The organism is Mucilaginibacter sp. A3364 (assembly GCF_059690715.1).
Genome location: NZ_JCAWED010000001.1, coordinates 2,395,441 through 2,415,025 on the forward strand (window position 1 = coordinate 2,395,441; position 19,585 = coordinate 2,415,025).

Sequence of the window (19,585 nt, forward strand, 5' to 3'; positions counted from 1 at the left end):
GTATTACAAACCGGTGGCTACAGTTTTAGAGCCTCTTTCTTTTATCAGGTTATCGCGTACCGCTAAATTGCGATAAGCATTTATAGGCTGCAAAGCACCGCCTGTACGTAATCTTGCCTCAGCAACCAGCGGACGAACATCCGTCCGGTAAGCTTGCTGCAATACCTCTTGTGCTTTGGTTACATCGTTACTTAACTGCGCTTGCACCAGTGCCGCCCTATCAATCAATAATGATTGCGCGTACGCTATCTTGATGGCTTCTACCGATTGCAGCAAATCCTCTATCGGATCTTTCACGTTGTGTGACGCGTCTATCATCCAACCCAGATCGCGGGCATGGTTCATATTACGGTTGTCCATACCTTCTACCAGTTCGTTAAATATCAGAAACAGCTGGTATGGGTTAATGCTGCCCACAGTCAGATCGTCATCACCGTATTTTGAATCGTTAAAGTGGAAACCGGCCAGCTTACCTTCCGCCAGTACTAAGGCTACAATTTGCTCAATATTGGTGTTAGGCAGGTGGTGACCTAGGTCAACCAGTGTTTTAGCTTTATCGCCCAGTTTGTTGGCCAACAGGAATGATTGTCCCCAATCGCCGATGGTGGTCGAATAAAAATTAGGCTCGTAGGGCTTGTATTCTATCCAAACCTTCCAGTCATCCGGCATGGCGGCGTAAACGGCTTGCAAGCTCTCTAAGGTATTGTTAAACGCGTTGCGGAAGTTTAATTGACCAGGAAAATTTGAACCATCCGACAACCAAACCGAAAGCGCGTTGCTACCCAGTTCAACACCGTATTTGATAACCTCTATGTTATGTTCAACGGCCTGATCGCGCACCGCTTTATCTACATGGTGTAGCGAGCCGTATTTATAGCTATGTTTTTGCTCCGGCTGATCCTGAAAAGTATTTGAATTAACCGCGTCAAAACGTAAACCTAATTGTGAAGCCAAAGCTTTGATCTCTGAAGCGTTTTTTGGGATATCCCAGGGGATATGCAGGGAAATAGAATCGCTCGATCTATTCAGAGCATGGATAACACCTACATCCTCTATCTTCTCCACCAAACTACGTGGCTCGCCACCGCCCGAAAAACGACCGAAGCGTGTACCGCCGGTGCCCAGGGCCCAGCTTGGTATGGTTACGTTAAAGGCAGCTAATTTGGTTAAAACCTCGTCAAGGTTTTGCACATCGGCAGCTACATATTCAAAAGCACGGGTATGATTCTTCAGTTGCTGATGGTTCAGTTCATCAACTTTATATTTTTCTATCTGCATAATTTATAGGTTATAACGTACCTGCCCAACAATTTAGGGAAAATTGGGCAGGTACGGGTAGATTTTTTTGTTAGCTATTAGCGCACGAAGCCGGCAGCAACCCCACCGTCAACATTGATCACATTACCGGTTGATTTGTTGAGCAAGCCACCTGTTAAGGCGAAACAAGCATTAGCAATATCCTCAGGCAAAATTACCTGGTTCAGTAAAGTGCGTTTGGCGTAATAGGCTGGCAATTCTTCCACGGTAATACCGTAAGCCTTAGCACGGCCTTCGGCCCATCCGCCGGCCCAAATGTTGCTGTCGCTAATTACCGCGTCGGGGTTCACTACGTTAACACGGATATTATCTGCACCCAGTTCGGCAGCGTTCAAACGACTCAGGTGCAGTTGCGCGGCTTTGGCACTACCATAACCTGCGTTATTCGGGCCGCTAACCAAAGCGTTCTTGCTTACAATATTAATAATATCGCCCCCGGTGCCTTGTTTTTGCATCACCGCCGTTGCCGCCTGCGTAACCAAAAACTGCCCCTTCACCAATACATCATACAGCAGGTTCCAATCCTTTTCGGTATGGTCGGCTATGGTTTTGGAAATAGACAGGCCCGCGTTGTTTACGATCAGATCCACACCGCCAAAAGTTAAAGCCGCTTTATCCATGGCCGCTTTTATCTGTTCGGCATTAGTAACATCCAACACTGCGGTGGTGCTTACATCTTTACCGTATAGTTTGATAAATTCTTCGGATGCACCTTGCAGGCGCTCCTCGTTCATGTCGTTCAAAATAACAACCGCGCCTTCGTCAACAAATTTCTTCGCGATAGCTTTACCTATACCTCCCGCGCTGCCGGTTACCAGGGCTATACGGCCCGATAGGGCTTTAGGCTTCGGCATACGCTGTAATTTTGCTTCCTCCAACAACCAATATTCAATATCAAAAGCCTCCTGGCGTGGCAGCGAGGTATAGCTTGATATCGCTTCGGCACCTTTCATTACGTTGATGGCGTTGGTGTAAAACTCGGCGGCTACACGGGCGGTTTGTTTGTCCTTAGCAAACGTAAACATACCCACACCCGGATATAGTATCACTACGGGGTTAGCATCGCGCACAGCAGGGCTGTTGGCGTGTTTGCAGGTGTTGTAGTAGTCGGTATACATTTGGCGATACGCCTCAAATGCCGGAGCCAGTTGTGCTTTTAAAGCCGTAACATCGCTCAGGTCAGCATCAGGTGCTAAGTCTAATACCAGCGGACTGATCTTCGTCCGCAAAAAGTGATCGGGGCAACTGGTGCCCATCGGCGCCAAACGCTCCAAGTCATTTGAGTTGATATACTCCAACACACGCGCGTCATCCGTAAAATGCCCTATCATTTTAGTTTGACTGGAACAAAATCCGCGCAGTACAGGCGCCAAGGCGGCAGCCTGACTGTTGCGGTTGTCCAAATCTAAACTGGTTATCTTTTGACCGCCAAAAACGGGGCCCTTTTTGCCATAATTTTGCTCCAGGTATTCGGCGCATTTTTCAATTACCTCCAGGGTATTGATATAGCTTTCGTAAGCCGTATCGCCCCAGGTAAATAAGCCGTGCGAACCCAGCATTATACCACGGATACCGGGGTTAGCGTCAAGGCAGGCTTTTAACTGCAGGCCCAGGTCAAAGCCCGGGCGCTGCCAATTAACCCAACCTATTGTGCCGCCAAATAACTGGCGGGTAATTTCTTCACCGTCTTTTGCTGCCGCGATAGCAATTGCGGCGTCGGGGTGCAGGTGGTCTATGTGTTTAAATGGTAGGAAACCGTGTAGCGGCGTATCTATAGAAGGCGCTTTTGAAGCCAGGTCGAAAATACTATGGTTAAACAGTTCCACCATTTCGTCTTCGTGCTCAATACCACGGTAAACGTTTTTAAGGCTGCGCAAACGGTCAACGTAAAGTGCTGCCAATCCGCTTTTTTTCAGGGTGCCAATATCACCGCCCGATCCTTTGATCCACATTACTTCCACATCGTTACCTGTCAGCGGGTCTTTATCAATAACCTTGCATGAGGTGTTGCCGCCGCCGTAGTTGGTGAGGCGCAGATCGGCTCCTAAAAGGTTGGAGCGGTATATTAAAAGGGCCACTTCATCACCGGCCAGTTCGGCGGCTTTGGCATCATCCCATAAATAGCTTACGTGCTTAAATTGTTGCGTTTGAGTAGACATTGTATTGTTATTTATTATTGTATTATCCTTTTATTGAGTTGCCATATCCTACGATAACGACCGATAGGATGATGGTTAATATTCCTACTATTACTGTTGTAAAGGCTTTTTTGCTTACGCCTTTCCACTCTTTTAAAACCAGTCCCCACATGTTGGCAATCAAAATAATGAAGGCCATGTGCAGTATCCACGAGCTGGCGCCGTTGCCCAGCTTACTTTCGCCCATACCATAAAAAAAGAACTGCAAGAACCACGTTGTACCCGCCAGCGCCGAGAAGATATAATTCTTCAGCAGCGGCGTTTTACTATCAGTATAGTTGCCAAATGTTTTGTTACGCGCATTTAAAATCATGCACCATATAAAATTGGTGGTTAAACCACCCCAAAGTATAACAATGTAGGTAACGTTGTTTTTGTACAGAAAATTAACGCCATCAGCGGCAATGCCTTCCTTCGCTTTCCAAGCCACGTTTGCAGCCTCGGCCATCGATGCACCGGCATCAATCCCGAAGGCGAAACAAGCGCTTAACACACCCGATATAATGGCCACGGTTATACCCAAACCAAAACGGTAATCCTTATTCTCTACCGGGTGACCGGCCTTCGCCAGATCTTTCTCTTTCAAAGTACCTGCCCTACCGCATATAATAATGCCTATTACGCACACCGCGATACCCAGCAGCACCATTTGCCCCCAATGCGTAGTGGCCAAAGTAGTGAGGCTGTCCTTACCATCCTGCGGGGCAAAATTGTAATACACCGCCGGCACCAGCGCGCCAAACACCGAGCAAAGGCCCAGTATGATGGTACTGCCTAATGATACGCCGAGGTATCGCACCCCGAGGCCGTAGGTTAAACCACCAATTCCCCAAAGCAAGCCAAATATGTAAGTGATGGCCAGGGTGCCACCTGCGGTGCTTTTAATAATGTCGGCAAAACCGGGCACCGTTAGCCATGCGGCTATGGGCGGTACTATGAGCCATGAAAACAGGCCGCCAACTATCCAAAAACTTTCCCAGGCCCATCCCTTTACTTTTTTGTAGGGGATATAAAAACTACCCGAGGCAAATCCCCCAATAAAGTGGAAGATCACTCCAAAAATTGCTTGCATAAAATAGGTTTATAATGGTGGTTTAATAACACAACTAAGCTACACACTAAGGCCGCGGCTACTGTCATGCACTGTCTTGTTAAAACGATTTATTTTTGTCCCTGCTGGGATAATTAACTGGCTTATAATGTTATAAAGATGCCCTATGGATGTAATGAAACGGGATCTCGATATGCTGCCGCGAATCCTGCAGCACCAATTGGGCGGCGGTTGTACCCATGGCCCTGAAATCGGTGGATATGGTGGTGATGCCGTTGAGCAGAATTTTTTTCAGCGGCGTTTCGTTGTAGGATATTACGCCCACATCCTTACCAATTTTTAGTTTAAGGGAGGTGATGCGTTCCAGTAACGTTACCAGGTCATCCTCCATTAAATTAATAAACACCTCGCCTTTGTTAATGGGCTCGTTGGCAATATCGCTCACGATGTGATGATTGAAGGCGTACTGCCTGCAAAAGGTTTGAAAGCCTTTTACTATCTCTACCGGATAATAGCCCGGCTGCGGGAAAATAATTTTGATAGTATGGTAATTACTCAGCTGCTCGCGGGCCTCGCTCAGGGCGTTGTAAATATCGCGCTCAAAGTTTTCGTAAGCAGCGCTGTAGTCGCCGCTAAGGCCGGTCACTTTTTTATCCAGGAGGATGAGTTTATCCTTGGGGATGGTGTCCAGAATTTCTAAAGCGTTCTCTTCACCTTCCACAAAATGCGGGATGATGACGTAGTGCGAATAATCGGTATTGGCATTGCTGATGAGCTTTTTAAAAAGCCTGATATCATTGTTGTAGATGTACAGATCAATCGCCACATCATCACCCAAAGCCGCCGCGAAGGCATCATAAACCAGTTTTTTATGCGCGCTGAGTTTATTGAACAGCAGAAAAATGCGCAGTTTCTGGCGGAAATCGGTATTGGTGATATAATAACCTTTACCCGGCACCGAGGTAATAACGCCTATTTTTTTAAGGTGCTTATAACTTTTCTCAGCCGTATCGCGCGATATATCCAGGTGATAGCTTAGCTCGTTGATGGACGGCAGCAGGTAATTTTTGCTAAGCTTGCCCAGTTCCACCGCGTTCAATACCTTATTGGTGAGTTGCAGGTACTTGGGCGTAGCTGCATACTCATCAATAGTAATGATATCAAAAAATGAAACCGGCTTCGTCATCGCTTAACAAATATAAACAACTAATACTTTATCACATTCAGCTTCACCGGACCAATTAAACCCGATGGCTCCAACCTGCTATTAGGGCGATACGGATTAATAGTAAGCGAAGTTTTACGCTCGGCTTCGGGTAGTTTGCTGTCGCCGATGAGGCGGTTAACCCAGGTATTGGTCACGCGGATCTCGATATCGTTCTTGCCTTGCTTCAGCGCTTTGGTGATATTGAGGGTGTAAGGATAGGTCCACACGCCGCCAACCTGTATACCGTTTACGGTTACTTTGGCTAAGGCAGTTACGGTGCCGAGGTCAAGGATTACCTGTTCGCCGTTTGCCGGTTTATCAATATTGAACGAGTTATTGTAAAGCGCCGTGCCTGAATAATACTTGATAGCATCATTCTCATTCACTGACCAATCGGTTAAAGTTTTAAACTCCACAGGTGCCGCGGGGCCGCGCATCTGGCTGTCAAAGTTCACCGTCCACGGCTTATCAATAGTTACACTGCTCAAAGCCTCCGGAAAATTAGGCTTGTAGATCATGGTGCGGAACTGCGGCGCGGTTTCCCTGAAGATGATAAACGTACTACCGGTAGATTCCAGTTGCAAAGGCACTTTGGTGATGCTGGCCGTTGTGGTATAAGTAGGCAGACTGCGGGTTTCGCCGGTTAGCGGATCCCATAACTCAGGTACCTTGTTACCTACACGAAAGGTGGCTTCAAACTTAACGGGATGATCTTTTTGGTTTGACAGGAAATAGATCTCGCCATTACCAACATTGCGGTGAATGTAAAGTATGGAATCGCCGGGTGTTTTGAAATCGGGTTTTACTTTGATCAGGTCCAATAGTTCCGTCAAGCTCATGCCGCTGGCTACCATCCCCTTGCCTATGCGGTTGGTTTTTATGGTGCTGCCATTAATTTTACCCCACAGCTGTGCGGCTAAAGTTTGAACTTGTTTATCTGCTGTCGCGAAGTTTTGTAAGCTTGGCGAGCGTGATGGTTTCGGCCCAAGTGCTACCGCGCCTGCTTCAACCAAAGCTTTAATTTTCGCCAGCATTTCCGGGCGGATGGTTTCCAATTTTGGGAGCACCAGTACGCCGTAGCTTAAACCGTCGGGTAAGATTAAGCGGCCATTTTGTACGGTAACGCGGGTTTTTAAAACCTCACCGTTAATGTAATCGAAGGAATACCCTTTTGGCATTTCAGGGTCTTGCACACCGGTCATTTTGGGAGCATCCTCACCTATAAAGTAGGCCACATCAGCTACGTACCTGCCTTGCTGCAACATCATATTGCAACGTTTAATGTATTGCACAAACACATCCATCTCCGGGAACCAGGTGTTGTTGCGGTTAAACTCGTTACCGAACCAGGTGTTCAGGCCCGGCAATTTATTAACATCAGGCTGGTGGATGTAAACGTGTAGCAAAGTGTTGTTAATACCTTCCGTAAAGAACCTGTCGGCACGCTGTTTCATTTTGGCGGGGTAGCGCGAAAAAGCCGGATCACCGCTGGTAAAAGATTCTGCCGACACTTTTGTCTTCCCATAAATATGCGCGCTTGATGAAGCCGCACGATTTTCAATATTCCCCAAATCGCCTACGCTCCAAAACTCGCCGCCTATCTCATCGCTTTGCCCGCCATACTGCAAAAATTCCCCTGGGAAACCCCAGTGACCGTAGTTCTCCAACCAGGTTTTTAAACCATTTTTATGGCTGATATCGCGCAGGCCGCCTACATAATCATAAGCCACTTTATCAGCTATCATACGGCGCAAATCCCACAAAAAGCGGTCGGATTGATCGGCGCTGCCAACTACTTTGCCTTGCAGTACGGGTAGGTATGGGGTTGGATCGTAGCCGTAGTTTAGTTTAAATTTATCAAACAGGCCGTCGGTCCAGTTTTGGCCGCCGGTTTCGTAGCTGTCCTGCACTACCATTTTCCAGGTTTTTCGGTCAGCAGCGGGTATGCGTTTTACTATCTGACCCATAAAAGCGTTAAAATGCGCTTCTATATGGGCTTTGCTCATTTTATCGGTCTCCAAACCTGTACCCTCCGGTGCCGCAGGACCATTTTGTACGTTGGTTGGCGCCATGCCGGTGCGCTCAATGATCCAATTGCCGGTCGGTGCATTCCATTTCAGGGTGCCATCGGCGGTCATGTATTTACTGATATCTACAACCTTAGCCGGGTCGATAACCAGGCTTTTATCCTTAACCACCGGCTGCGCGGGCCACAGGTAAGCATCCCAGTAAGGCAGCGGGGTTTGCCAGGTTTTGGCCAGCGTTTTCTCAATATAATTCTCCACCGCCGGGGTGCTTGATATCTTAATTTCGGCTACGCCGGAATTTTGCTGCGTGTTGTTAAATACGATGCGGAAGGTTTTCGAGCGAATATTTGGTATACTAATAACCGCCGGGCCATAAGGCGTAAAGCCCACATTCAAATTGCTGTTACTGCGATCAATATTAAACTTTTTTATGGTAGCATAGCCTTCTATTCCTTTTACCTGTATCTGGCCTTCCAGCTTCATGGCTTGTTTTAGCGGGGTGATGGTAACGCTATTGGCTGTATAAATGTCGTTAACCTCCACATCAAACACGTACTTTTCGCCGCGTTTAAATTTGATGCCGGTGTTATCGTTATGGTCTATTATTGAGTTTAAATCATCCCAAACCGGTGTTGAAGTAAATTTGGTTTTCAGGTCAAAAATATCCTTCGCAAAATCATCAGCAACCGGGTAGGCAATAACTTTTACATCCTGAAAATCTTTAGCTGGCACAAGTAAAACTTTGCTAACTGCCATGGGCCCTTTCACCATCACTTCCGAAGACGTTAAGTAACGCATAGACTGCCCCGGCTTTACCCAAGGCCCGCCCGACTGGCTCCAACCCGGGCCATTAAATATGCCTATCTCAATATTCAATCGTGTAGCGGTTTTTAAGGCGGTGTGCAATACCTCCCACCATTCATCGCTGAACATTTTTACCTTGCCGTAGGGTTCGCCTAAGCCTATGTTGCCTATAAAAGCGCGGTTAATGCCTACGCGTTTCATGGCTTCCAGGTCGGCTACTACGCCTTCTTTGGATATGTTATCATTTATCCAATACCAGTACACGCTGGTTTGAATATCCTTTGGTGCGGTGATGAAACCGGTTTCAATGGCTTTCATAGGCGTTGAGGTGGCTTGCTTTGCACTTTGCGCAAAAGGCTTAGCCGCCTCTAATAGCAACAGCGCTGTACCTATCAATTTAGGCAGATGTGATCTGATCATGGCTGTTTATCTTATTTGATACACATAAGTACCCGCCACCTGTTTAAATGATGACGGCGAAGCAACAAGTTTTCCATCTGCATAAACCTTTTTACCAACCTGTGGCAGGCGTATGGTTGCTGTAGAGTTAGCCGGGATGGTCACCGTATAATCCACACCATCGGCAACGCGCTTCCAGTTAGATACGATCTTGCCGTAGGGGCCAACATGTGATGATTCAAAATGATCTAAGCCGCTAACAAAGTTTGGTTGCAGTATCACATTTTTAAAGCCCGGTGCTTCAGCATCAGCTTTAATGCCGCCAACGCCTTTGTACAACCAGGCACCAATATCACCAAACATGATATGGTTTAGTGACAGATCAGATTTAGCTTCGATGTTCCAGTTTTCATACAATGAAGTAGCGCCGTTTACTATCCACCAGCCCCATGATGGGTAGGTTTCCTGTGCGGCAATTTTGTAAGCTACATCAGCATAGCCGTTATCGCTTAAAGCGGTTAATATGGCTTTGGCACCTAATATACCGGCATCCAAATGGAAGTTATCTTTGCGCACCTGGTCGGCCAGGTTGGCGGCTACTTTGGCTTTGGCGTTTTCGGGAACAATATTCCAGAACAGTGGTACGCTTAGCTCGGTTTGATAACCTTTATCATACATGCCGGTTTGGGCGTTTAAATATTTAGCGTTGAAAGCGTTTTTAATTTTTAAAGCCAGTGCACTGTATTTAGCTGCATCGGCTTTGTTGCCGAAAAGTGCTGCTGCCTTAGCCAGCACGGTAACATCAGCAAAGTAATAAACTGTAGATGTAAACTCCACCGGTGATTTTGATTTTACCGGCACCCAGTCGCCCAGGCCCCAGGTGGTGAGGCCGGTTGGGTATAGCTCGTCAATATGATCAACGTAGCGTTTTATGGCACCGTAGTTATCGTTCAGCGTTTTGCTATCGCCATAAAATAGATACAGATTCCACGGAATAATAGCTACTGTACTCGTCCAATCCGGGCCATTACCCCACTCATAGCCCCAGCCATCGGTCGGGATGATAGAAGGCAGCACACCATTTGGCTGCTGTTCGTCGCGGTGATCGGCCATCCATTTTTCGTAAATGGTGATGCCGTCAAAACCATACAAACCTGTTTCACTGGCTATGATGGCGTCGCCTGTCCAGCCATTTTTTTCGCGTTGCGGACAGTCGGTTGGGTAACCAAAAAAGTTGCTCAGGTAAGATACATTGGTAGCCGCCCAAATTTTATCGATAGTGTTGTTTGATGATGATACCTGCCCTATCGGCTCCACATCGCTATGCATAAAATAGCCGGTAATACTTTGCTGATTGATCGTGATGGGCTTATTACTGATTACCTCCACATATTGAAACCCTTTGTAGTTAAACCTCGGCGAAAACGATTCTTCACCTTTCCCCGCCAGGGTAAAAATATCCACCTGGAAAGGGTCGGTATCATCAGTAGGGCGATAGTGCACATCAATATTACTCATATCAGCTTTGCCGTTTTTATCCAGTTTCTCTACATGTTTTAGGCGGATAACGGTACCTTTTTCACCGCTAACGGTAATTCGGCTTACGCCCGATATATTTCTGCCCAAATCAAACAGGTAAACATTCTCACCTTGTTTGATCATGCTTTTTGCAGGGATAGTTTCGACAGCACGCACCGGCTGCATGGCTTGCGAAACAATGTTGTTAGACGGTGCCGAACGCGGGATGGCCCTGCCCCATTTCTTCTCATCAAAATCAACGGTATTCCAGCCGGGTTGCTCCAGTTGGGCATCGTAGTGCTCGGCTGTATAAATACTGTTGAATACAATAGGACTTAACGAAGTGCGCCAGTCGGTGCCTGATTTAATGGTTTCGGTTGTACCATCGGTGTAAGTTACGCGCAGATCTAAACAAAATGTAGGGCGGTTACGCCATGGAGCCCTGTCAAACCACCACACTGCTGTGCTTTGGTGATTGTACCAGCCATTACCTAATAAAACGCCAATGGCGTTTTTGCCGTCTTTCAGCTGTGCGGTAACATCGTGCGTTAAATACAAAGTACGCCTGTCGAAACGGGTATACATCGGATCCATACGGTGGTTACCTATCTTTTCGCCATTGATATATAATTCATACAATCCGCCTACAGCAATATAAGCGCGGGCGCTTTTTATTTTTTTTGCGGCGCTGAAAACATGCCTGAAGTACGGGGCAGGTTTAACGGCAATACCTTTATTATCACTTATCCATGCGCCTTTCCAGTTACGCTGATCCATCATACCGGTTTCAAAGTTATTAATGGGCGATGCGATCATTTTACCGGCAGCATTCCATACCATTACTTTCCAGTAGTATTTGGTGAAGGGCTGCAATGCTTTACCATGGTAAGTAACCAAACTAACTGCAGAAGCCATTTTAGCGCCCTGGTAACTATCGGCTTTGCCTGTGCTTAAAGCCGACGAATCGGTAGCCACCAATAATTGGTAAGCGGCTTGTCGCGCGCCGCGGCTATCATCAACCAATACCCAGCTTAGGCGGGGATGTTTGGCATCGATACCCAAAGGGTTTACAAGGTATTCGCATTTAAACGATGTAACCATAGGCATGCCCGCGCTAAAGGCATTTAACGATAGTAATGCGGCTGCCGCAAACAGCGAAACACGTTTGATCATAATGGTAGTTTAAGATAAGGAGATGAGTACATCCCCCCATAAATATATTCGGAAATATTGGTTAGTACAGGGTTTACAGGGCAAATTTATTGTTAGCCTGCATTTAAGCATCATGTACTGTCATGGTTAGCAATTAGTGTGGGGATACTTACCTGATCATCCTGTCCAAATGGGTATAGCCACCATCCACATATATCAACTGGCCGGTTGTATGGCTTGATGCCTGCGAAAGCAGGAATACTACTGTATTAGCAATCTCAAACGTAGTGGTCATTCGTTTCCCTAGCGGGATGTTTTGTTCTATTTCTCTCTTTTTTTCTTGCGGGTCGGGCAACGTATCAAGAAACGACTCATAAAGAGGCGTCCAGCATTCGGCTACAATTACAGCGTTAACGCGGATGTTATAAGGCAGCAATTCAACCGCCCATTCGCGGGTCAGGGCGTTGCGCGCACCGTTTGACGCGGCGTAGGCCGATGTATTCCCCTGCCCGGTATCAGCCACTTTAGAGCCAATGTTGACTATGGCACCTTGTGTTTTCTTTAACTCGGGCAAGGCGCATTGGGCCATCAGGTAGTAATGCACCACGTTACGATGCAGGCTATGCATAAAATCCTCGTAGTTTCCATTTTCAAGGCTAACGCTGTCATTCATGCCGGCATTGTTCACCAGGCCTTCTATCCTGCCGTATTTAACTATTACTTTCGCTACGGCTTTATGGCATTCGTCGGGGTTGGTTAATTCAGCTTCTACCTGAAAAGCCTCGTGGCCTCGTGCCTGCAGATCGTTCAACAGGATAAGGTTATCCTCCTTTTTGCGCCCAATGATAACAGGTATCGCACCTTCATGCGCCAGCAAACGCACAATACCTTCGCCAATACCTTTAGCACCACCTGTTACTATAACTACTTTATTTTTTAATTGCAGATCCATTCTTCTCTTCTCATTATTTTTTTACCGATACTTTATAGCTTATAAAACCTCACCGCGTTATCGCCCCAAACAGCTGCCTGTTCATTGGCATTGAGTTTGGAAACGTACCTTTCGGGTATGCTCAGCGTTTCGCTATAAGTGGCGGCTACGCGGCATACCGGCCAGTCTGAGCCGTACATTACCCGGTTGATGCCAAAAGCTTCGAAAACAACATCCATATAAGGCACAAAGTCCTCGTATTGATGGTTTTTCCAGTCGCCCTCGGTAACCATACCCGATAGTTTACAGCTTAGGTTTTGATGTTGGGCAAGGTTTTTAATTTCCTTAGCCCAGTTGTTAATATGCCCGTTTTTGATGTCCGGCTTCGCCAAATGATCCAACACAAAAGGCTGATCGGGAAAGGCGGCTACAAACTCGTTGGCATAATTGATCTGATCGGCAAATATTAATAGGTCATAGGTATAACCATACTGTTGTAGTTTGGCTATACCATTCTTAAAGTCATTATTGAGCATGTAAGCTCTGTCGGCTTCGCCTTGTAATATGTGGCGGAAACCTTTTATACTTTTAAACTGTTGGTAGTAGGCCAACCGGTTTTCTATATTCTTCGCTTTAAAATCAACCCAGCCTACTACGCCTTTTATAAAATTGTTATTTAATGCCTGCTCTATCAGGAAATGATTCTCGGTTTCGGTTTGATCAGCCTGCACAGCTATGCAACCTTGAAAACCGTATTCGTGCAATATGGGTTCCAGATCGTCGGGCAAAAAATCCTGCCGGATGATCTCCATATCATCATTGATCCAAGCATGCCTTACCGGGTCATAATTCCAGAAGTGATTATGCGAATCAATTCTTAGCATAAGCTTTTACAACTTGTTTCGCTTCGCCCAGGCCATCAATGCCTAATTCCATCACATCGCCCGGATTCAAATAAATGGGTGGCTTAAAGCCCAGACCAACACCCGCCGGCGTACCGGTTGATATTACATCGCCAGGTAGCAAGGTCATGAACCTGCTTAGGTAAGCGATCACTTCGGGCACTTTAAATATGAAATTGGAAGTGTTACCGTCCTGCATCATTTTACCGTTTACTTTTAGCCAAAGGCGCAGGTTATCTACATCCGCCAGTTCATCCGACGTAGCCATAAATGGGCCCATCGGCGCGAAGGTGTCGCAGCCTTTACCTTTATCCCATGTACCGCCGCGCTCCAGTTGAAATTCACGTTCTGAAACATCATTATGTAATACATACCCGGCCACGTAATTCAAAGCATCGGCTTCATCTACATAACTCGCTTTTTTGCCGATAACTACGGCCAGTTCCACTTCCCAATCCGTTTTCACCGAATCACGCGGGATCACCACATCATCATTCGGACCAATCAACGCGGTGGTAGATTTCATAAACACCACCGGCTCGGCAGGCGGCGTAGCGCCTGTTTCCTTTGCATGATCAGCGTAATTTAAGCCGATGCAGATGATCTTTGATGGGCGGGCAAATGGACTGCCTAAACGCTCATCGTCGCTTACCTGTGGTAGTTTGCCTTCGTTAGCTTTCAAAAACTCTTGCAACCTGTCCAGTCCGCCGGTTTCGAAGAATTTTTGGTTGTAATCTTCGCCGAAGGCTGATGTATCGTAGCGGGTATTGTTAATGATGATGCCCGTTTTTTCGTTTCCGGCAGCGCCGTATCGTATTAATTTCATATTATCATATTTAGTTCCCCTCTTGAGAGGGGCGCGATGGCCGGTGCAGCTGCACGGGGTGTGTTCGTCTCGCGAAAGCCCCCCTTCCCCCTCTCAAAAGGGGAATCGCACAAGCCCGGTGCACTTAATTCTAACTATTCAATTTCACAAATCCCCCATCCAAAGCATAGTCGCAGCCTGTTACAAATCCGGCTTCATCGCTGCATAAATACAGCGCTAATGATGCCACTTCGTCCGGCGTGCCCATGCGGCCTATCGGCTGGCTTTTGCTTAGTTTATCAAATATTTCTTCTTCCCGGCCGGCATAGTTTTTGGCAATAAAGCCGTCCACAAAAGGGGTGTGTACCCTGGCTGGAGATATGCTGTTGCAACGAATATTTTGGTCGATATAATCCCGCGCCACAGATAAGGTCATGGCCGCTACGGCACCTTTGCTCATAGAGTAGGCAAACCTGCTGCTCAAGCCAACAATAGCAGCTATGGAAGCCATGTTAAGGACAACGCCCTTACCCTGCTTCTTCATCAATGGGATGGCGGCAAACAGCGAATTATAAACGCCTTTAACATTTACGTTGAATACACGCGTAAAATCCTCTTCGCTGGTGTTGTCAGCTTCGCCTATGTGGGCTATGCCTGCATTATTAACCAATATATCAACCACACCAATAGCATTATATATGGCCACCACATCTTCCTGGCTGCTTACATTACAGCTGTGTGCTTGTGCCAAACCGCCGGTGTTCATGATCTCGTCCACAGTTTCCTGCGCTGCAGTAGCGTTTAGTTCGATGATGTGCACCACCGCACCTTGCTTAGCAAACAGCAGGGATATGGCCCTGCCTATGCCGCTGCCGCCGCCGGTTATTACCGCTGTTTTATCTTTTAAACTAAACATATCTTATAGTTCGAATATCTTGTTCATCAGCACCCATTTTTCGCCTGGCTTTGCGCCGGGTAGGGCCTGCTGGTATTTCCACATTAATTCTTCCCATTCCTGCACTTTGAGGTCGGCAGCATCCATAGCGCCTTTTTTATCGAAGCTGAAACTATCGTCAACCTCCATGATCATAAACAGGCGGTTAAACACGCGGTATATTTCCAACGTTTTAATACCTGCGGCGGTGATGCTTTCAACTATCTCGGGCCAAACGGCTTCGTGATGCTTTTCATATTCAGCAATCGATTGCAAATCTTCTTTCAGATCAAGGGCCAGGCAATAGCGTGTCATCGTCATTATGCTCTTTTAACTTTGTGACCTTTAACGGCGAAGTAGAATATTACCGCTAAACAGAACATAGGCACTACGTAAGCCGTTTGCATGCTTCCGGTTTTGTCTGATATCATGGCCATCAGCAAAGGCCAGATACCACCGCCGATGATAGACATTACCAGGAATGATGATGCGATCTTGGTCTCTTCGCCCAGGCCTTTTATGCCCAAAGCAAATATGGTAGGGAAACCTATGGACAGGAAGAACGGCACGGCCATTAACGAATATAAAGCTACATAACCGCCGGTTGTTACCGCAACAAGCAATAAAACCATAGCAGTAGCTGCGTATATACTCAGCAATTTGGCCGGTGCTATATAACGCATAAAAAAGGTACCGCTAAAACGGCCGACCATAAAGCCGCCCATAGCTATCAGGCCCAGGTAAATGCCTGCTTGTTTCTCGCCTATCTCAGCCACCTCTTTCGCGAAGCGGATGAAGTAACTCTTTACGCATACCTCGCCGCCTACGTAGCAAAACTCGGCTAATACGGCCCAGGCCAAATGTGTATGTCTGAAAACTTTTAAGGAAAAATTGGTGCCTGGTGTATGCGTGTCAACCGCGCTATCGTCTTCTTTAACGTCGGGGATATTGTTAAACACAAACAACAGTATCAACAAAACCACGCCACCGCCTATTACAATGTAAGGCAGTTTAACGGTATCAGCCTCCGACTGTAAATAAGTAGCCAGTTGCGTGGCCGACATGTTCTTCAACTCCTGAGGCGTATGCTCAACTCCCGACAGGATAGCCAAACTGCCTATAGTTGGGGCCAATAAAGCGCCCAGGCCGTTAAACGATTGCGCCAGGTTTAAGCGTTGCTCTGAACTCTCTTTATCGCCCAATAAAGTGATATATGGATTGGCTACCGTTTCTAAAAACGTTGCACCACTGGCGCTGATGAACAGAGCCACCAGGAAAAACTCATAGCTATGCGCACCCGCTGCCGGCACAAACAGGAATGCCCCCGCCGCGTACAATATCAAACCTAAAATAATGCCTTTTTTGTACGAGTATTTGTGCACAAACAAACCCGCCGGTATGGCTACCAGGAAATAAGCAAGATAAACCGCCGAATCAATAAACGACGACTGCGTATCGCTTAACTGGCAGGCTTTTTTTAAGTGCGGTATCAACACGGGGTTGATATTGTGCAAAAAGGCCCACAAAAAAAACAACGACGTTACCAGTATTAAAGGCAACAAGTATTTATTTTTCGACATACGTTAAGGTTGGTTTATGTTTGGCAAGGCCAAAGTAATACAAAATATCTAGTTACTGAAATCGATTGCATAAAATATTTTCACCATTATTTTATGGCAGATCATAAACGGTTATCCCGTAAACTTAACAACAATGCGCTCCAAAACAAAATTTGGTTGTAACTCACTCGATTGCATAAAATAAAATATGATGTTTAGCTAAATGCTGTTATACTTGCAGGCGTTAACCAATTTAACAAGCCATCTGCGTATTGTAACATATTAGCCTAAATAAAAATTTAGCGCGGTTTATGCTTTTAGGCGATGTTTAATAGATTGATATTAACTATTTTAGGAAACAATTTATAACCAATAAACCAACCAATTAATACAAATATGAATTTCATTAACAAAATGATGAGCTGCCTGCTGGTGTTGCTGCTATTATCTGCAACTACATTTGCGCAAGGCAAACTCGATCTGTCTTCGCCTAATGGCGAGATCAAGGTATCTGTAAGCCTTGGCGACAAAATTTACTACACCGTTTCAAGCGGTGGCAAGGAGCTGTTAACCAAAAACCACCTGGGCTTAACCCTGCGCGACGGCGAACTGGGTGCAAATCCAAAACTGGCTTCATCAAAAAAAGCTACTGTCAACGAGGTGATCAAACCTTATATCGCCCTGAAATTTGCTTCTGTAAAAAATAACTACAACTCTTTACTGCTAACTTTTAAAGGTAATTACGCAGTTGAATTTCGCGCGTTTGATGATGGTGTGGCTTACCGTTTCATTACCAGCAAAAAAGGTAATGTTGAGGTTTTGAGCGAGGATGTTGCTATAAACTTCCCTTCAGATTACTTGCTGCACTTGCAACAGACCGGCGGCTTCAAAACTTCATCAGAAGAGGCTTATACGCACGTGGCTTCTACCACATTCAAATCTACCGACAAAATGTCGACCATGCCGGTATTGATAGATACTAAATCAAACTATAAGATATTGGTAAGCGAATCGGACCTGATCGACTACCCGGGAACTTTCCTGAAAGGTAACGGCGAAAACGGACTTACCGGCACCGCGCCTAAAACTCCGCTTGAGTTTGGCCCGGATGGCGACCGTAGCGTTAAAATTTTAAAAGAGGCTGATTACATTGCCAAAACCCAAGGAACCCGTAACTTTCCTTGGCGCTATTTTGTGATCACTAAAGATGACAAGCAGATCATTGAGAATACCATGACCCTGAAACTGGCCGCCAAAAGCGTTATTGCCGATCCGTCATGGATCAAGCCAGGTCAGGTAAGCTGGGAATGGTGGAACGATGCCGCGCCTTACGGTCCGGATGTAAACTTTGTATCAGGTTACAACCTGGATACCTACAAATACTACATCGACTTTGCTTCAAAATTCGGCATCAAATACATTATAATGGACGAAGGTTGGGCAAAAAGCACCACCGACCCATACACCCCAAATCCTAAAGTTGATTTGAAAGAGCTGATCCGCTACGGCAAAACTAAAAACGTTGATATTGTACTTTGGTTAACATGGTTAACTGTTGACAAGAATATGGATCTGTTTAAAACCTTTGCCGACTGGGGTATTAAAGGTGTTAAAATTGACTTTATGGACCGCAGCGACCAGTGGATGGTTAATTACTACGAACGTGTAGTTGTTGAAGCGGCTAAACATAAACTGTTTGTTGATTTCCACGGCGCGTTTAAACCATCGGGTATGGAATATAAACACCCTAACCTGATATCGTACGAAGGTGTGCGTGGTATGGAGCAGATGGGTGGTTGTACGCCTGATAACAGTATCTACTTCCCATTCATGCGTAACGCAGTTGGCCCTATGGATTACACCCCGGGCGCCATGATCAGCATGCAGCCTAACGCTTACCGTGCAGCACGCCCTAACGCGGCCAGCATTGGTACACGTGCTTACCAATTGGCGCTGTTTGTAGTGTTTGAAAGCGGCCTGCAAATGCTTGCAGATAACCCTACCCTATACTACCGCAACCTGGATTGTACCGAGTTTATGACCCAGGTGCCTACCACATGGGACGAAACCAAAGCCCTTGCCGCTACCGCCGGAGAAGTTGCTGTAGTAGCTAAACGTAAAGGTGCTAAATGGTTCATCGGTGGTATGACCAACGGTAAAGAAACTACCCGCGCTGTAGATATCAATTTTGATTTCCTGGAGAAAGGTAAAACCTATACCATGACTTATTTTGAGGATGGTATTAATGCCGGTCGCCAGGCGATGGATTACCGTAAGAAAACCTTGCAGGTAAAAGCGGGCGATAAGTTTACTATAAATATGGTGCGCAACGGCGGTTTTGCTGCTGTTTTGAATTAGGCTTTACTACTTAAATAAAAAGCCCGGTCTGTTTTTCAGGCCGGGCTTTTTTGTCATTGCTTATATCGTAAAGTATCTGTTGCTTGGACATACAACGTTCCATCTTCACTTTTACGAACTATTCCTGTGATGGAAACATTTCTGCCAACCAACTTACTAACCCAGGTTTTCCCTTTCCCAAACCAGTACAGGTCTCCACTAACGATCACTTTAAATTCTTTATGCGTAGAATCACGACCGATGTCATAACTGGCAAAACCTGCGTAACTTGAAGTTCCCACTGATATCAGTTTCCCAGTAACTATCACTTGTTTATTAAGATAATTCTTTACGTTTTTTTTATTCGTCTTTAATACAGGCGACTGTGCGAATGCCGTTGTAGTCGTGATAAAAAATATAAAAGCTACCCAGATTTTCATTGGT

General features: G+C 46.2%; 14 protein-coding genes. 1 reads left to right on the forward strand and 13 read right to left on the reverse strand.

Translation table 11 applies throughout. The features are described 5' to 3' along the window. Positions 1-3 precede the first annotated feature (3 nt). The 12 genes from AC59JT_RS10785 to fucP all read right to left on the reverse strand — a co-directional run bounded on the left by AC59JT_RS10785 (position 4) and on the right by fucP (position 16,825). Positions 4-1,278, reverse strand: coding sequence for a sugar isomerase (locus AC59JT_RS10785; RefSeq protein ID WP_497398611.1), 1,275 nt, complete (start codon positions 1,276-1,278; stop codon positions 4-6). Between the two features lie 77 nt (positions 1,279-1,355). Further along, entirely contained in the window at positions 1,356-3,476 is a 2,121-nt protein-coding gene (locus AC59JT_RS10790) for a bifunctional aldolase/short-chain dehydrogenase (protein WP_497398613.1), read from the reverse strand. A 22-nt stretch (positions 3,477-3,498) separates the two neighbouring features. Further along, on the reverse strand, positions 3,499-4,587 hold the full coding sequence (gene rhaT / locus AC59JT_RS10795) for an L-rhamnose/proton symporter RhaT (RefSeq protein ID WP_497398615.1): 1,089 nt from the start codon (positions 4,585-4,587) through the stop codon (positions 3,499-3,501). A gap of 130 nt (positions 4,588-4,717) precedes the next feature. Continuing rightward, positions 4,718-5,752 (reverse strand): GntR family transcriptional regulator, encoded by a 1,035-nt coding sequence (locus AC59JT_RS10800; RefSeq protein ID WP_497398617.1) that lies wholly within the window; start codon positions 5,750-5,752, stop codon positions 4,718-4,720. A 20-nt stretch (positions 5,753-5,772) separates the two neighbouring features. After that, positions 5,773-9,024, reverse strand: coding sequence for a glycosyl hydrolase (locus tag AC59JT_RS10805; protein ID WP_497398619.1), 3,252 nt, complete (start codon positions 9,022-9,024; stop codon positions 5,773-5,775). 6 nt (positions 9,025-9,030) lie between these two features. After that, complete coding sequence (locus tag AC59JT_RS10810) at positions 9,031-11,694, reverse strand: alpha-L-rhamnosidase (protein WP_497398621.1); 2,664 nt, start codon at positions 11,692-11,694, stop codon at positions 9,031-9,033. Between the two features lie 148 nt (positions 11,695-11,842). Next, positions 11,843-12,625 carry an SDR family oxidoreductase gene (locus AC59JT_RS10815; protein ID WP_497398623.1) on the reverse strand — a complete coding sequence of 261 codons (783 nt, stop codon included), beginning with the start codon at positions 12,623-12,625 and terminating at the stop codon, positions 11,843-11,845. A gap of 32 nt (positions 12,626-12,657) precedes the next feature. Next, positions 12,658-13,488: an amidohydrolase family protein gene (locus AC59JT_RS10820; RefSeq protein WP_497398625.1), complete on the reverse strand. Its 831-nt coding sequence runs from the start codon at positions 13,486-13,488 to the stop codon at positions 12,658-12,660. Beyond that, on the reverse strand, positions 13,475-14,332 hold the full coding sequence (locus AC59JT_RS10825) for a fumarylacetoacetate hydrolase family protein (protein WP_497398627.1): 858 nt from the start codon (positions 14,330-14,332) through the stop codon (positions 13,475-13,477). Before AC59JT_RS10825 ends, AC59JT_RS10820 begins: the two co-directional genes overlap by 14 nt. Before the next feature lie 130 nt (positions 14,333-14,462). Continuing rightward, positions 14,463-15,227: an SDR family NAD(P)-dependent oxidoreductase gene (locus AC59JT_RS10830; RefSeq protein ID WP_497398629.1), complete on the reverse strand. Its 765-nt coding sequence runs from the start codon at positions 15,225-15,227 to the stop codon at positions 14,463-14,465. A gap of 3 nt (positions 15,228-15,230) precedes the next feature. Further along, positions 15,231-15,560, reverse strand: coding sequence for an L-rhamnose mutarotase (locus AC59JT_RS10835; RefSeq protein ID WP_497398631.1), 330 nt, complete (start codon positions 15,558-15,560; stop codon positions 15,231-15,233). 5 nt (positions 15,561-15,565) lie between these two features. Further along, positions 15,566-16,825, reverse strand: a complete 1,260-nt coding sequence (gene fucP, locus AC59JT_RS10840; RefSeq protein ID WP_497398633.1) for an L-fucose:H+ symporter permease — start codon at positions 16,823-16,825, stop codon at positions 15,566-15,568. 375 nt (positions 16,826-17,200) lie between these two features. Here fucP and AC59JT_RS10845 point away from each other — a divergent pair, with 375 nt between their 5' ends. Then, positions 17,201-19,162 carry a glycoside hydrolase family 97 protein gene (locus tag AC59JT_RS10845; protein WP_497398635.1) on the forward strand — a complete coding sequence of 654 codons (1,962 nt, stop codon included), beginning with the start codon at positions 17,201-17,203 and terminating at the stop codon, positions 19,160-19,162. A gap of 53 nt (positions 19,163-19,215) precedes the next feature. On the opposite strand, the gene AC59JT_RS10850 is transcribed toward AC59JT_RS10845, so the two are convergent. Further along, positions 19,216-19,581: a hypothetical protein gene (locus AC59JT_RS10850; protein ID WP_497398637.1), complete on the reverse strand. Its 366-nt coding sequence runs from the start codon at positions 19,579-19,581 to the stop codon at positions 19,216-19,218. Positions 19,582-19,585 lie beyond the last annotated feature (4 nt).

Bases quoted from the DNA above. Each gene is read 5' to 3' on its own strand.
- AC59JT_RS10785 (WP_497398611.1), bottom strand. From the start codon at position 1,278: ATGCAGATAGAAAAATATAAAGTTGATGAACTGAACCATCAGCAACTG.
- AC59JT_RS10800 (WP_497398617.1), bottom strand. From the start codon at position 5,752: ATGACGAAGCCGGTTTCATTTTTTGATATCATTACTATTGATGAGTAT.
- AC59JT_RS10830 (WP_497398629.1), bottom strand. From the start codon at position 15,227: ATGTTTAGTTTAAAAGATAAAACAGCGGTAATAACCGGCGGCGGCAGC.
- AC59JT_RS10845 (WP_497398635.1), top strand. From the start codon at position 17,201: ATGAATTTCATTAACAAAATGATGAGCTGCCTGCTGGTGTTGCTGCTA.
- AC59JT_RS10810 (WP_497398621.1), bottom strand. From the start codon at position 11,694: ATGATCAAACGTGTTTCGCTGTTTGCGGCAGCCGCATTACTATCGTTA.
- AC59JT_RS10820 (WP_497398625.1), bottom strand. From the start codon at position 13,488: ATGCTAAGAATTGATTCGCATAATCACTTCTGGAATTATGACCCGGTA.
- AC59JT_RS10805 (WP_497398619.1), bottom strand. From the start codon at position 9,024: ATGATCAGATCACATCTGCCTAAATTGATAGGTACAGCGCTGTTGCTA.
- rhaT (WP_497398615.1), bottom strand. From the start codon at position 4,587: ATGCAAGCAATTTTTGGAGTGATCTTCCACTTTATTGGGGGATTTGCC.
- fucP (WP_497398633.1), bottom strand. From the start codon at position 16,825: ATGTCGAAAAATAAATACTTGTTGCCTTTAATACTGGTAACGTCGTTG.
- AC59JT_RS10850 (WP_497398637.1), bottom strand. From the start codon at position 19,581: ATGAAAATCTGGGTAGCTTTTATATTTTTTATCACGACTACAACGGCA.
- AC59JT_RS10835 (WP_497398631.1), bottom strand. From the start codon at position 15,560: ATGACACGCTATTGCCTGGCCCTTGATCTGAAAGAAGATTTGCAATCG.
- AC59JT_RS10825 (WP_497398627.1), bottom strand. From the start codon at position 14,332: ATGAAATTAATACGATACGGCGCTGCCGGAAACGAAAAAACGGGCATC.
- AC59JT_RS10790 (WP_497398613.1), bottom strand. From the start codon at position 3,476: ATGTCTACTCAAACGCAACAATTTAAGCACGTAAGCTATTTATGGGAT.
- AC59JT_RS10815 (WP_497398623.1), bottom strand. From the start codon at position 12,625: ATGGATCTGCAATTAAAAAATAAAGTAGTTATAGTAACAGGTGGTGCT.